The organism is Paenibacillus zeisoli (assembly GCF_003994465.1).
Lineage (GTDB): Bacteria > Bacillota > Bacilli > Paenibacillales > Paenibacillaceae > Fontibacillus > Fontibacillus zeisoli.
This window is the reverse complement of the sequence record NZ_RZNX01000015.1, coordinates 51,924-66,289: the sequence shown is the minus strand read 5'-3', so window position 1 is coordinate 66,289 and position 14,366 is coordinate 51,924. Positions and strand designations below refer to the sequence as shown.

Genomic DNA, 14,366 nt, shown 5'->3' with positions numbered 1-14,366 from the left:
GCAGCAACTCTTATAATATATCACGTTGTTACCTAATTAGCAAGAACTTTTTTTAGAAGAATTATAAAGTTCTTAAAGTAATCATTAATTCTTGTCCAAACCCTGCGGCCGGATTTATAATATACCACCTTTCCGGTGAGAGCACAAGCAACACATTAGGTAAGTTCATGGATAAGCAAGAATAAACAGGAAGCTAGCTCATAACGAACTCTCTTCCTGCCCTATTGGTTTAATCATTAATCCAAGGATTTTGTCTGGCTTCCTTGTTCTTATTCGCCTGCTTTGCCTTCTCATGATCTGGTTTGGTGCTGCGCGAGCTAGAGATTCTCGCTTTTTTCCCCTCTTTCTTCGCTTCCTTGTTATTAGTTACTTTTTCCCTTTTCGGTTTTGTAAGCTCTAATACTGTTTCGTTATTCTCCAAAAGCTCCTCCAAAGTATTTACTTCGGGATTATCACGTATTACATCTGAAGCTCCGAATCCTCCAAGAGGATTCTGGGGTACTGTAGGCTGATGCGGAAATTCATACCCCCCGTAGGGATTCGGCATTTCACCTGAGTGACCATAACCCATGTTGTGTGTATACATGTTAGCCTGGAATGGTGCATTGCCCTCAAACCCCATAGGAGAGTACGGATGTTGATAGATTGGCTGAGCTGGTCCAGGGGACCACATGCTATGCATTGTATACTCCATCTCTGTCATTTGCTCCTCTGGATAAGCATTATAACTGTATGGCGTAGGCTGACCCATTGGGGGATATGACCACATGGGTTGACACGGCTCCTGGGCTGGTTGTGTTAAGGGCCATTCGTATACGGGCGCACTCGAAATGCCAGGATATTCACCTGTAAGCGACAGATCAGAAGGATTATAGAACTGGTTAGCCTGATAGGGTTGGTACGATTGATCAGATACTTGTGGATAATTGTAACTAGAAGGTGAAGTTTCTGCTCCTGCTGGGTTTTGAAAAAACATATTCTCCGAATGACTCGGACCACATCCACAAGGAGATTGCTTGATAGGTTCCTGTTTATACTCAGGAATGTAGCTGATAGGTTCCTGTTTGTACTCAGGAATGTAGCTGATCGGTTCAGGCTTGTATTCTGGAACATAATTAATCGGCTCTTGCTTATATTCCGGAGCAGGCTGGTAGGCCTGAGGCTGCTGTTGAAATTCAAATACATAGTTAGGCGCGTTGATCTCCGAATATTCAACTTCAATTTTATACTGCGGTGCTACAGGCGCAGGAACTGAAGGCTGAGCTTCAATAACAGGAGGTATTACAGGGACTGGAGCAGGGGCTGGTGTTGGAATATTTTCAGGAATCGGGGCTGGTAATGGGGTTGGCGTAGGAACATTTTCTGGTACCGGTATTACTGGTAGTGGAAGTGGAGCAGCTTCAATAGGAGCTGTATTCTTCTTTCCCCCAATCACCTGGGGAACTTCTGCTTGGGAGGCAGTCAATCCGTTACCATTTCCACTTCCCGCCGTCGGAATATTTACTACCTCTCCAACATTCAAAACATCCGGATTGCCAAGCTGTGGATTGGCGTTAATCAATGTCTGAAGAGGAATTCCCCAAGCATTGGACAATTTCCAAAGGGTATCCCCTTCCTTAACCGTGTGCTTGTAGACCACATTATCCCCTCCTGCAACTGGAACGCCCATAGCAGGAACTTTCACTTTATCTCCGACACTCAATTGATCCGGATTTGAAATCTGCGGATTGGCATCAATCAGCTTTTGCAGCGGCACGGCATATTTCTTGGATAAGTTATACAATGTATCTCCCTGTTGCACGATGTGTAGTTTCACGCGACAAAGACCTCCTAAAATTCTTCTTAGGGCCGTGATATTCGCCCGTTTGCCCATTTAATACATCCTATGCAGTAGCCCGGGTTTTGACATCCTAGAAAATAAAAAAAATCCTCTCTACCCTACTAAGGATAGAAAGGATCTCCATACAGACTATAAGAAAGTCAAGGTTATTCCCAAACTTTCAACCCGTCCTTATCAACGATACTTCTAAATTCATCAAGCAAACGGAGAGTAATCGGTCCTGCATGACCTTCTCCAATAATACGTCCGTCTACTTCACGAACCGCAATAACTTCAGCAGCAGTTCCTGTGAGGAACACCTCATCTGCAATATATACATCATGGAGTGTGAAAGGCTCTTCCTTTAGCTTATAACCGATTCGTTCACAGATCTCGATGATAGCCTGACGCGTAATACCTTCAAGTGCGCCGAGGTAACAAGGCGGGGTAGTGATAACTCCTCTTTTTACAATAAAAATATTATCGCCAGAGCCCTCGGTCACATACCCCTGTGCATTCATCATGATTGCCTCACCCGCTCCAGCTAAATTGGATTGGATCTTCACCAGAATATTATTCAAATAATTCAGCGATTTGATCTTAGGGTTGAGCGCATCTGGAATATTACGCCGAGTAGATACAGATACCGTCTTAAGACCTGTCTTATAAGCCTCCTCTGAATAGATGGCCAGCTGTTCAGCAATGATGATGACAGAGGCTTTGGGACAGCGATTAGGGTCCAGACCCAAATTACCCACTCCACGGGACACAACGAGGCGGATATAGCCATCTCGCAATTCATTGCGGCGAAGGGTCTCTACAAGAGCTGCTTCCATCTCTTCATAAGACAACGGGATATTTAATTGTATGGATTTGGCGGAATCGTATAGACGATCTAAATGCTCTTTGCATTTAAAAATATTCCCGTTATAGATACGGATCCCTTCAAAAATACCGTCCCCATACAAAAAACCGTGATCAAAAACCGAGACTTTCGCTCCCTCTTTGGTAACAAACTCTCCATCAAGGTATATCCATTGCTCTGCCATCAGTTCTACACCTCCGTCATTTTGGGCTCATAAGAGTAGCTTAAATAAGAACCAAGAATCCGAACCTGGCAACCCAGTGCCTCAATCTCGGCTATAGCCGCCGGAAGAAGCACAGAATCCAGGTTGTGGAGTACATCAATATAGAAATAATAATTCCCTAGCTTTTTCTTGGTGGGTCTGGACTCAATTCGGGACAAGTTCAATTTCCGCCATGAAAAAGCTGAGAGCACCTGATGAAGCGCGCCGGGAAAGTCAGAAGGCAGCGTGACCAGAATGCTCGTCTTGTCTTCTCCTAATGGCTTCAGTTCACCAAGCTTAGCAGGTCCAATCAATACGAACCGGGTATAGTTATTATCATGATCGGTCACTTTCTCGGCAAGCACATCCAAGCCATGTCTCTTAGCTCCCAGAATCGTTCCAATGGCAAGCCAACCCTTGTCCGGATTGTTCTTAACAGTCTCTATTGCTTCCGAAGTACTTGGAGCGTTCTCGAGCTCGGCCTTCGGCATATGTAAGCGAATGAACTGCTGACACTGAGCCATGGCGACAGGGTGAGAAATGACCTTGGTTACCTTTGATAGATCCAGCTTTCCATCCGGGGACAAAAGCTCCTGTCTTCTTCCGATTAAATTCTGTATGGAAGGATACACCCACTCTACCTGCATCGGAATATCGACTTCATGAACAAGCCAGTCCATATGCAGAGAAACTGAGCCTTCAATTGTATTTTCAATTGGAATTACACTATAATCCGTGTTCCCATTCGCAGTCGATAAGAATACATCTGAAATTTGTTTATAATGAACTAGTTCTACAGCTTCATCCCCAAATAAGTACAATGCTGCTTCATGCGATACAGTCCCATCAGGCAGTAAGGCAATTCTTTTCATTTGCTTCAATCCCCTTTAATGATATCCAAGAAAGAGCGCTGATCTGTACCTTTATCCATGCGGATCACGCCCTCACGACTTGGCTCCAGCCACAGTGTCTTCGCGGTTATTCCATGTTCATTCAAAGTTCTTAGAAGAAATTCCTCGAGCTCCTGCCCCATCCCGGCACGCTTATCAATTAACGCGAGCAGTGTAGGACCTGCTCCACTTAAGGCTGCTCCAAGTGCTCCATGATCAGAAGCTTCGTTCAGAATTCGAGACATTCCCGGAATAAGCGAAGCGCGATAAGGCTGGTGAATCCTGTCCCTCATTGCAGCAGAAATCAGATCAAGACGTCCTGCAGCGAAAGCCGCGGTAAGCAGGGATGATCTGCTGATATTATATACTGCGTCTGTTAATGATACTTGTTCCGGAAGTACATCCCTGGCCTTGGATGTAGATAATTGAAAGTCAGGAATCGCTACCAGCACTCCCAGATCGGAAGAGGGTTCAATTCTAATATAATCGGCATGCTCGCCATCCCAAGAAGCTGCAATAATACCACCGAATAAAGATGCCCCAACATTATCAGGGTGTTTCTCAAGGGCAGTTGCCATATCGAACAACTTGGAGGAAGTTAATCGAGCACCAATCAGTTCATTGGCTGCGACAAGCGCCCCTACGATTGCCGATGCACTGCTTCCAAGTCCTCTTGTCAAAGGAATATCCGAATACATTGAAATTTCAAGCTCAGGGATCGCAACTCCGGCTTCCTTGAAAACAGATTGAGCAACTTGATAAATCAGGTTGCTCTTATCTACTGGAATCCCCTTCATCTCATCTCCATAGAGATGGAATGTCGTTTGATCTGCAGCTTTCATTTCGATCCATGCATATAACGATAATGCCATACCCAAAGTGTCAAAGCCCGGACCCAAATTCGCAGTACTCGCCGGAATCCTCACCCGAACACTATTTGATTGCGAACAACTCATGACTTAACCCCTTTGTTATATAAATTATCCTTCAACACGATATACACTCTTAATTCGGCGGATAACATCCAGGGATTCAAAATGCTGAAGCACTTTATTCATGTTCGCTTGGCTTGCGTCATGAGTTACGATCATTATTTCTGCATCTGTATGCTCATTTGGAGATTGTACTACCGATTCAAGGCTTACATCATACTCAGCGAAGACTTGGGTAATTCGAGCAAGCACCCCTGCTTTATCTTCAACATGCAAAAGCAAAAAGTTCTTATAAGAAATCTCCTCATCACTCTTCAGCTTCTTCACCTTGTAAGGGACAATCGCTTTCAGTCCATTAACGCCCAGCTTCAGGTTCTTAACTACAGCAACCAAATCTGCAACTACAGAGGTGGCTGTAGGCATCTCCCCTGCACCCGCACCGTAGAACATCGTCTCTCCTACAGCTTCACCATATACGTATACGGCATTAAATACACCATTAACGGATGCAATCGGATGTGACTTCTTGACCATGGTAGGCTGCACACTAATGCTGAACTGTTCGTCCTGTCTATCGGCAATACCTAACAGCTTCATCTCGTAACCAAGCTGTTTGGCATATAAAATATCCTCTTTGGATACGCTTGAAATCCCACTTACACTTACGTCACTCAGCTCAACATTAGTCCGGAAGCCGAGCGTGCCGAGAATAGCCATTTTGCGTGCTGCATCAAGGCCTTCTACGTCGGACGTAGGATCGGATTCCGCATATCCCAGCTCTTGCGCCTCCTTGAGTACATCCTCATAGGAAGCACCTTCCTGGCTCATTTTAGTCAGAATAAAATTGGTTGTCCCATTCACAATCCCCATGATCTTCATAATACGGTCTGACGAGAAGCCTTCAATGAGGGTACGGATAATTGGAATCCCGCCTGCCACACTGGCTTCATAGAATACATCGCACTGCTTTTCCTGTGCTTTTGCCAAAATCTCGGAACCGTGAAGAGCCATGAGATCCTTATTAGCCGTTACGATATGCTTCCCGCGTTCAAGTGCCTCCAGAATATATTCCTTCGTCCCATCTATGCCGCCCATTACCTCAACGATGACGTCAATCTCTGGATCACGAATGACATCGAGTGGATTATCAGTCAGTTTACTGGAATCAATTGCGATATTTCTCACCTTATCCATACTTCTGACAGCCACTTTCTCAATTACAATCGGAGAACCTACCTGACTGCTCAAATCCTCCTGATGTCCTTCAACAATACGGATCACACCCGTCCCAACAGTACCCAATCCCAACAATCCAACTTTAACAGGTTTCACCCGCATCTCCTCCTAGTTCCTCATAATATTATAATGGCTTCAATCTAACCTTGACCGATAACATGGACCCGGCTCACTCCGGGAGTTCCCTGAAGAGTTACCGTCAATTCGTCTAGCTCATCAGTCAGACGTGAGATTTCTACTGAAATAACGACATTTGCCCTTCCCTGCAGCGGAATACTTTGATTAATGGTAAGTACATTTCCGCCAAAGCCCGCAATCAGGCCGAGTACCTCCGACAATCTACCGGAGCGGTGCTCCAAATCAAAAGAGATCGTCGCAATCCGCTCTCTCTCGAGATGATTAAGCACATGGATCCCATCTTTATATTTGTAAAATGCACTTCGACTGATTCCCACCTGCTCCACAGCCTCATGCACGGTCTTCACTTCTCCACCCGCCAAAAGCTGCTTCACCTGCAGTGTCTTGACTACGGCTTCTGGAAGAATATCCTCCCGAACCAAGAAATAACGTTCTTTCACAAACGTCCTCCTTAAAAAGACTGTTGTTCACCTATAGTGGACATTATATAGGAAACCATCGGTTCGGGCAATAGATTTCAGTCTGTTTCTAATAAAAGAGCCGTCTGCTGTCCTTGAACTAAAGACAACAGACGGCAAGTATTAATAATAGTAACTGCTGCCTTCGACGAATTCGAATTCGAAATCTCCAATTCGCACAATGGTACCGTCCTCAGCACCCCGCTTACGGAGTTCGTCATCGATACCCATATGACGCATAGTTCTGGCAAGCTTAAGAATAGCCTCATGACTGTTCAGCTGCATCCGCTTCATCATTCGCTCAATCGCAGGGCTTTCCACTATGAAGGCCTCATTCTCACGCTTGATTACGAAGCTTTCATCTTCTTTCTTATCGAGCTTGTAAATTTTGCGTTCATTCACTTCAGTTACTTCTTCAATTGCAGGTGCTTCTGGAATAGAATCCAGTAAGTCTGCCGCCCGGTACAGCAGCTCTTGAACCCCTTCTCTTGTCAAAGAGGAAATCGGGAGGATTTCAAGGTCCGGCCGAACCTCGGCGACCTTGACACGGAATGCCTCAAGATGCTCCGCAGCTTCAGGCATGTCCATCTTGTTGGCAGCCACAATTTGGGGACGGTTCTCAAGATCCACATTGTACAGCTTCAATTCATCATTGATTTTCTGCCAATCCTCAAATGGGTCACGTCCTTCAGAACCGGCCATATCCACCACATGAATGATGACGCGGGTACGTTCAACATGCCGCAGGAACTCATGTCCAAGACCTACACCCTCATGAGCACCCTCGATTAGACCCGGCAAATCGGCCATAACAAAGCTTCTTCCCTCACCTACATCAACTACGCCTAAATTCGGTGTTATTGTTGTAAAGTGATACGCACCTATCTTAGGTTTGGCCGCAGAGACCACGGACAGCAAAGTTGATTTGCCGACACTAGGGAATCCAACCAGACCTACATCCGCCATCACTTTAAGTTCGAGAATAATGTATCTTTCCTGACCTTCTTCACCGTTCTCCGCAAGCTCTGGAGCAGGATTGTTCGGTGTTGCGAAGCGGATATTTCCGCGGCCTCCCCGGCCCCCACGAGCTACTACGACCTGCTGGCCATCCCGGGTTAGATCTGCTAGTACTTCCTGAGTGTCTTCATCTATAATCACCGTACCTGGTGGTATACGAACGATCATATCATCAGCACCAGCGCCGTGCTGGCTCTTATTACGGCCCTTCTCTCCACGCTGCGCTTTGAAATGCCTTTGATAACGGAAATCCATTAGGGTGCGCAAGCCTTCGTCAACCCGAAAGATCACGTCACCGCCTCGACCTCCGTCCCCACCTGCAGGACCCCCATTCGGTACATACTTCTCACGCCGGAACGAGACGATTCCATCTCCACCATCGCCGCCCTTTACATATATCTTCGCTTTATCTACAAACATGATCTCACCTCATTATATAGTTCAACATGGTATACGCAACTCAAATGAGGCTTGCAGCGGTTCAGTCTGTTCTGCTCTAACCCGCTTGCCCTGAACCGTCTCTTCGATTCTCTGTCTAAGTATTTCAGCGTTACCATAGTCCCCATCCTGCTCAAACATAACGACAATTTCTTGATTCTCTGTAAAAATGGACATCCTGAGCTCTAATACCTCTCCCCATGAAGAACGTCCGGCAAATTGAAAGGCACGCACCGTATCCATGATGGCATCGGTCAGTTCTTCCGCTTGCCCAGCATCAAGCAGGTCGCTGAGCTGCAGTCCTTCCTCAATTTCAACATCCAGATGAATAGACCTGTTAACCTCACGGAACGACTGCAGATAGAACACCAAAGACGGGATGCCTAATTTGGAAATACTGCTCTCAATATTCATCCGTTCCTTTATTCTTTCCACACAGTGGACGAGTTTATCATGCTTTCCAAGCTGAATATAACCATATAAAATTTGCAAATCATTCATCCAGTCATGACGATGATGTCCCAGTGTAGCTGTAGCTGTTCGCTGAAATGAATCAAGCAGCCGCTTTGTCTCTTTTTCCTTCTGCCGCTTCATAACCTGAAAATAGCTCAGACCTATGAGCCCTCCCCATACACATGCTGCAAGATGCAGAATGAGAGAATGAGCAAAATATACCGCGATCATAGGTACTAAAGCTAACATAAGGGCAACTATAGGAGCCGATTTACGATATTTCATAATTCTCCATTCCTTTTCCGGAGGTGACATCATTAACCAGTATATCACAAAAGAATTCGCGCCGCCCCAGTCAGATGCTAACTACAAAAAAGCCCCCGGCATAACTGCCGGGGGCTTAATCAAATTCTTACGCTTCAACTGCAGCCGCTACCGGAGCGACTTGGGCAGGGTAGACGCTCACTTTTTTGCGATCGCGACCCCAACGTTCGAATTTCACTACACCATCAACTTTTGCGAAGAGAGTGTCATCTTTACCGATTCCCACATTGTTACCTGGGTGAATCTTCGTACCGCGTTGGCGAACGAGGATGCTACCACCAGTAACGGTTTGGCCGTCAGCACGCTTCACACCAAGACGTTTCGCTTCACTATCGCGTCCGTTCTTTGTGGAACCTACACCCTTCTTGGATGCAAATAACTGGAGATCCAATTTCAACATTGTTGTCTACCTCCTTCTTTAAATAGTGATATACTTTATCTTAATATACTTGTCGTATGACTGTTCGATACCCTTCAGCATAACCACCAGGGATGACAACAAAAGCTGAGCCTGATCAAATGCGGCAGACTGGCTGGAATTCGGGAGAACTGCGTTTAGAAAACCGTTCTTCATTTCCGACTCCATAACGATACCGGTAAGTTCTTCAATCGAGTTGACTGTACCTACTGTGACAGCAGAGACGCCTGCACATACAATATCTTCACCGGCCTTGGCATAATTCGCATGGCCTTCCACTTTAAATCCTTGAATAGTACTGCTGTTACGGCGCAATATGGAGACGATAATCAATTACCGCACCTTCTTACGCTTGGATTTTCTCGATGGTCACTTTCGTGTATGGTTGACGATGACCTTGTTTCTTACGGTAGTTCTTCTTAGCTTTGTATTTGAATACAACCACTTTCTCACCTTTGCCGTGTTTCTCAACTTTCGCTGTTACACTTGCACCGGATACGAGTGGAGCTCCTGCTACCAAGCCGTCACCTTTAGAAACTGCCAAAACACGATCGAAAGTAACACTCTCGCCGTCACCAGCATTCAATTTCTCGATGTAAAGAACATCTCCTTCTTGAACACGGTATTGTTTGCCACCTGTTTCAATAATTGCGTACATTTGTCTGCACCTCCTCATTTCTCAGACTCGCCTGATTCAGGTGATGCCAAAGGCATTCTTGTGACCCGATCGGAGCGGTTACAGCATGTGCAGAAGAGTTCACTTAAGACACATACTAAATTATAATAGCATGGGCACTCCCCAAAATCAACTCTATCTTTCAGTTTTCTTAACGTTTCAATCTGCCTGTCCCTTGACATACTGAACAAATATCCAAATGAGCCCCGCTGCCCTCACGCATTTTCTTACGAGTCAACTCAAGCAGACCCAATTTGGTCCAGCCAAGAATATGATGCTGTGTCCGGTCAGGTCTCATCTTCAGTTCCAGCATATTTAATACGCTGCTGCGGTTCTCTTCAATCTCCATGTCAATAAAATCAATAATGACTATTCCCCCGGTATCCCGAAGACGGAGCAGTCTTGCAATCTCAGCTGCAGCCTCCAGATTAGTCTGAAATACCGTATCTTCAAGATTGTCCGTACCCGTGAATTTACCTGTGTTCACATCAATTACAGTTAATGCTTCGGTCCGGTCCCAAATCAGATATCCGCCGCCAGGCAGCCAGGTTTTTCTCTGGAAGTCCTTATTGATCTGATGCTGAATGCCATATGCTTCAAAGATGGGCTTGTTATCCTTGTATTCCTGGACTTTCGGGAGATCAACTTGAAGCATCCCTGCTAGGAAAGCTGCTGCTTCTTCCGCCTGCTTCTTGTTATCAAGAATCAGCTCACCGGTTTGAGGAATATACACATCCCTCATTAACCGCTGAACCATGCTTAAATCCTGATGAAGAAGCGCGGGGGCTTGGACTTCTTCGGCCCGGCCCAGAATAGCTTTCCACTGTGCACGCAGAAATCGTAAATCTTCCTCGATAGCTTCAGCCTGTTCGTTCTCTGCAACCGTCCGTATGATTAATCCCTCTTCTTCATGGCGAAGTTCTTCCCCTAGTTGTTTGAGGCGATTCCTTTCATTCTCTCTCTCAATCCGCTTGGATACGGCAACATACCCGGAGATGGGCATATACACGATCCATCGGCCAGGCAGAGAATAATGTGTAGTTACCCGAGCGCCTTTCGTTCCCAGTGCATCTTTCACAACTTGAACAACAAGTTCTTGTCCAACCCTAAGCAGCTCTGTAATGGAAGGCTTGAGCTTTGGCTGCTTCTCTAAATGGGGGTGCAGAACATCGTCAATATACAGAAAAGCATTCTTCTTCTGCCCAATATCCACAAAGGCTGCCTGCATCCCTGGAATTACATTAATTACGCGCCCTTTAAACAAGCTGCCTACCACGCCGCTCTCTTCAGCACGCTCTACCGCGAACTCCACCAGTCTGCCATGTTCGAGCAGTGCCATCTGTGTAGAGCCCGGCTCGCAGCGCACAATCATCTGCTTCATCTACTCACCCCTGCTTACGCTCTGCCGAACTGTTGCCATCAAATTATACCATGGAACCAGGTTCAGTGATTCGATCTCCCCGTCAAATAGGAGGTAATAATCTTCTGCTCCGGTACAACCGCCATAACCTGTCCCTCATGGTTCATTACATAAATAAAATGATATTTCTCTCGTCTTAATAGACGCAAGATTCGGTCCAAAGGTTTCGAGGTGTCCGCAATTATCGGCTGTACGAGGCTACCCTGGATTAAATGCTGTGAGAATGATTTATCCCGGTTCATCAAAAAACGGAGAAATCGATAATGAACGTTTCGATAATCGGTCAAGTTGGAATACAGAAGAAAGCTGCCGATCAGCAGCAAATTAAGCTGAAGAGCTCCGCCCATCAGCCACGGGCCTACGGCATAGATAATAACCAACCCGCTGAACAGAACACTGACCCTGGTGCACCAAAGAATAGTCGAATGATAAGGCAAGGACAAGCTGCATAAGGCCTGACTGATCTTTCCGCCATCCAGCGGCAGAATTGGCAGTAAATTAAACAAAGCAATCAGCATATTACACTGTATAAAATAATCAGGAAAGGCCCCTTCCCAAACAGCGTTCTGATGTAGAAGCAGCGTGATTCCGATTAGAACCAGGTTTTGAAAGGGACCTGCCAATGCAATTACGATTTCTTTCCCCGCTGTAATATTCCCGGTGTCTTCCATAACGGCATTACCGCCAAACGGAAGCATGGTAACTGATAGGACGGAAATGCCGAACCATCTTGCAGCGGCCACATGACCAAGCTCATGAACAAAGACAATACCGAAGAGGGCAATCAGCTCGAGAAAACGGCCTGTCAGCACGGAGGCAAGCATAATAACAACGAACAAGGGGTGTACGGAGAACTGAATTCCCCCCAATCTAATCAAAAGGCACCACTTCAGACGGGTCAATATATTGACCGTCCTTTTTTAAGGCAAAATACAAGACTTTCTGATGATCTACCCCTGAACTCTTCAAGCTGCCTATTTCTTCTCCCCCTTCAATCCAATCCCCTTGCTGTACATTGGCACCGCTCAAGTGTCCGTAGATCGAGTAATACCCTCCGGGATGCTCTATTTGAACGGTTAACCCCAGGTTTACATCCTGGGAAACCTCGGTTACACGACCTGTCTCCACACTTTTCACCTGCGCCCCGCCCGATTTAAGGATTTTGGCAGAAGGAAGCACCTCAACCCCTTTAAAGTTCAAGGCGAATGGCAAAGTAACGGTTCCCTCCATAGGCGAGGAGAATATCCTTTGGCTTTGAACCTTCTGACCCTTGTCCTTACTTTGACCAAAGATAGGTATGAATGAAGGTGCACCGCCAAAATGCTCTTCGTACCAGACCTGGGCAGCCCCAAAGTCACTCTCCTCCGTAAGCGCCTTGGCGACAAATTGACGGATCGGAAGCGACCATTCAGGCTGGTACTGGTAGATGCCCCAAAGCGCTCCAAATATCATGCCGCTAGCCATGACGCGTAAAAAGAACATTTTCCAAAAGGATGTGGATTTAGGGGGATTCTTATCGTCAGGATTAAAACCTTTTGAACTCGTCCCCATATCGTCTATCCATCTTGTCTTGTTCTGTTTCCATATAAGCTCCGGATCAGGCTCCTGAGCTTCAGGATAGCTAGTACGGCTAGCTTCATAGAAGTGTTCTTCTATCTCGTGGGAGGAAGGATGGACGGGTGCCTCCCATAGCGGGCTACTAAGCACGGAACGATCCTGCGGAGCGGGTACAAGTGTCCGCTCTTCTCTATGCTTGTTCACACTCGACTTTAAGTCCATAGTGCTACTCCCCTTTGCAGCTTGAGTAATTTATAGCTTGTTCCATACTTATGAGAAGAAGCCGCTAAATATGAACATGCACCCTTAAACAACAAAAACCGGAGCAAGAGGGAAGCTGCAAAGTAAATGCAGACCCACTCTATACTCCGGTATGTTCAGACCTGATATTTTTCCTGATACAGACTGATACTAAAAACAATGCCGATACTCAGCATATTCAGCAGCAGTGAGGTGCCCCCATAACTTATAAAAGGAAGCGTAATGCCTGTGATGGGCATCAGACCAATCATCATGCCGACATTCTCAAATATTTGGAAAAGAAACATGGCAATGATCCCCACGATAATAAAGGCTCCGCGCTTATCATAACACCTCATGGCTATTATTATCATTCTATAGATAAACAAAAAGTAGACCATCATAAGCACCGAAGCACCCACAAATCCGAACTCCTCACCGACCACAACGAAGATGGAATCGGAATAAGGATAAGGGACAAACTTCTTATTCTTCAGGTCGCCCTGCATATATCCGTCTCCAAGCAGCCCTCCGGAACCAATGGCAATTAGGGCATAAGCGGACTGATGCTTATCATCACGCGATGCCTCTCCAGGATTAACGAAAGTATTGATTCGCTGATACCAGTGAAGCTTGTCGTGCTCATACATAAAGTCGTGAATCTGCTTATTATATGTATTGAACAAGGTAACGAACAAGACAAGGCCGGCAACTAAAGCTGAAAGTCCGATCAGCACATGATTATACTTAATGCTGCCAATCCACAGCATCCCTACTAGCACAACCAGATAAATAATCGCATTTCCGAGATCCGGCTGTATTAAAACAAGCAAAAACGGCAGTAGGGTTACGCCTGCGATCGGAATCACATCTCTACGGAAATGGAGCGGCTGACCGCCGCGCTTGCCTAATAAATAAGCGGTTGTGAGGATCAGGATGAACTTCACCAGTTCTGCAGGCTGGAATTGAAGTCCCCCAGGAAGCATAAACCAGCTTTTGGCTCCATTGATGTCTGCACCGAACAAATAGACCGCCACCAGCAAAAGACAGCCTGCGCCATAAATGTACCAGCTGTAATCCAGGAGAACCCTGTAATCTATCAGGGAGATGCCCAGAATAACAATGAACCCCAACACATAAAATATCAGGGTTCTAACGTCATAGCCATGAAATTGATCAAGCGAGGGGGCAATCGCACTTCGCACCAGAAGGTAGCTGAAGATCATAAATATGCCCAGAATAAATACCATTGACCAATCTAACTTTTTTATTTTAAAAAGCAA

Annotated in this window: 15 protein-coding genes and 1 other annotated feature; all 15 genes read right to left on the bottom strand. The window is 46.0% G+C overall.

The features are described from left to right. Window positions 1-229: 229 nt before the first annotated feature. The 15 genes from EJP77_RS19975 to EJP77_RS19905 all read right to left on the bottom strand — a co-directional run bounded on the left by EJP77_RS19975 (window position 230) and on the right by EJP77_RS19905 (window position 14,366). Window positions 230-1,816 carry a LysM peptidoglycan-binding domain-containing protein gene (locus EJP77_RS19975; RefSeq protein WP_185897410.1) on the bottom strand — a complete coding sequence of 529 codons (1,587 nt, stop codon included), beginning with the start codon at window positions 1,814-1,816 and terminating at the stop codon, window positions 230-232. A 170-nt stretch (window positions 1,817-1,986) separates the two neighbouring features. Beyond that, a complete protein-coding gene (gene ilvE, locus EJP77_RS19970; protein ID WP_127201025.1) occupies window positions 1,987-2,868 on the bottom strand; it encodes a branched-chain-amino-acid transaminase in 882 nt (293 codons plus the stop codon). A 5-nt stretch (window positions 2,869-2,873) separates the two neighbouring features. Then, window positions 2,874-3,758 (bottom strand): prephenate dehydratase, encoded by an 885-nt coding sequence (gene pheA, locus EJP77_RS19965; protein ID WP_127201024.1) that lies wholly within the window; start codon window positions 3,756-3,758, stop codon window positions 2,874-2,876. Window positions 3,759-3,763: 5 nt separating this feature from the next. Next, window positions 3,764-4,732, bottom strand: coding sequence for a homoserine kinase (gene thrB, locus EJP77_RS19960; protein WP_127201023.1), 969 nt, complete (start codon window positions 4,730-4,732; stop codon window positions 3,764-3,766). Between the two features lie 24 nt (window positions 4,733-4,756). Further along, window positions 4,757-6,040 carry a homoserine dehydrogenase gene (locus EJP77_RS19955; RefSeq protein WP_127201022.1) on the bottom strand — a complete coding sequence of 428 codons (1,284 nt, stop codon included), beginning with the start codon at window positions 6,038-6,040 and terminating at the stop codon, window positions 4,757-4,759. A 44-nt stretch (window positions 6,041-6,084) separates the two neighbouring features. Then, window positions 6,085-6,522 carry an ACT domain-containing protein gene (locus tag EJP77_RS19950; protein ID WP_127201021.1) on the bottom strand — a complete coding sequence of 146 codons (438 nt, stop codon included), beginning with the start codon at window positions 6,520-6,522 and terminating at the stop codon, window positions 6,085-6,087. Between the two features lie 141 nt (window positions 6,523-6,663). Continuing rightward, a complete protein-coding gene (gene obgE, locus EJP77_RS19945; protein WP_127201020.1) occupies window positions 6,664-7,977 on the bottom strand; it encodes a GTPase ObgE in 1,314 nt (437 codons plus the stop codon). A gap of 21 nt (window positions 7,978-7,998) precedes the next feature. After that, a complete protein-coding gene (locus EJP77_RS19940; protein ID WP_127201019.1) occupies window positions 7,999-8,733 on the bottom strand; it encodes a Spo0B domain-containing protein in 735 nt (244 codons plus the stop codon). A 127-nt stretch (window positions 8,734-8,860) separates the two neighbouring features. Beyond that, window positions 8,861-9,172: a 50S ribosomal protein L27 gene (rpmA, locus tag EJP77_RS19935; protein ID WP_127201018.1), complete on the bottom strand. Its 312-nt coding sequence runs from the start codon at window positions 9,170-9,172 to the stop codon at window positions 8,861-8,863. Window positions 9,173-9,190: 18 nt separating this feature from the next. After that, on the bottom strand, window positions 9,191-9,523 hold the full coding sequence (locus EJP77_RS19930; protein WP_127201017.1) for a ribosomal-processing cysteine protease Prp: 333 nt from the start codon (window positions 9,521-9,523) through the stop codon (window positions 9,191-9,193). 13 nt (window positions 9,524-9,536) lie between these two features. Continuing rightward, on the bottom strand, window positions 9,537-9,848 hold the full coding sequence (gene rplU, locus EJP77_RS19925) for a 50S ribosomal protein L21 (protein WP_127201016.1): 312 nt from the start codon (window positions 9,846-9,848) through the stop codon (window positions 9,537-9,539). A 13-nt stretch (window positions 9,849-9,861) separates the two neighbouring features. Further along, window positions 9,862-9,938, bottom strand: a sequence feature (ribosomal protein L21 leader region). 79 nt (window positions 9,939-10,017) lie between these two features. Continuing rightward, complete coding sequence (locus EJP77_RS19920; RefSeq protein WP_127201015.1) at window positions 10,018-11,247, bottom strand: Rne/Rng family ribonuclease; 1,230 nt, start codon at window positions 11,245-11,247, stop codon at window positions 10,018-10,020. A gap of 62 nt (window positions 11,248-11,309) precedes the next feature. Then, window positions 11,310-12,164 carry a M50 family metallopeptidase gene (locus EJP77_RS19915; RefSeq protein ID WP_185897409.1) on the bottom strand — a complete coding sequence of 285 codons (855 nt, stop codon included), beginning with the start codon at window positions 12,162-12,164 and terminating at the stop codon, window positions 11,310-11,312. Continuing rightward, window positions 12,157-13,065 carry a M23 family metallopeptidase gene (locus EJP77_RS19910; RefSeq protein WP_127201014.1) on the bottom strand — a complete coding sequence of 303 codons (909 nt, stop codon included), beginning with the start codon at window positions 13,063-13,065 and terminating at the stop codon, window positions 12,157-12,159. Before EJP77_RS19910 ends, EJP77_RS19915 begins: the two co-directional genes overlap by 8 nt. Window positions 13,066-13,220: 155 nt before the next feature. Next, the gene (locus EJP77_RS19905) at window positions 13,221-14,366 is read right to left on the bottom strand and encodes an FtsW/RodA/SpoVE family cell cycle protein (RefSeq protein ID WP_127201013.1); all 1,146 of its coding nucleotides are present in this window, start codon (window positions 14,364-14,366) and stop codon (window positions 13,221-13,223) included.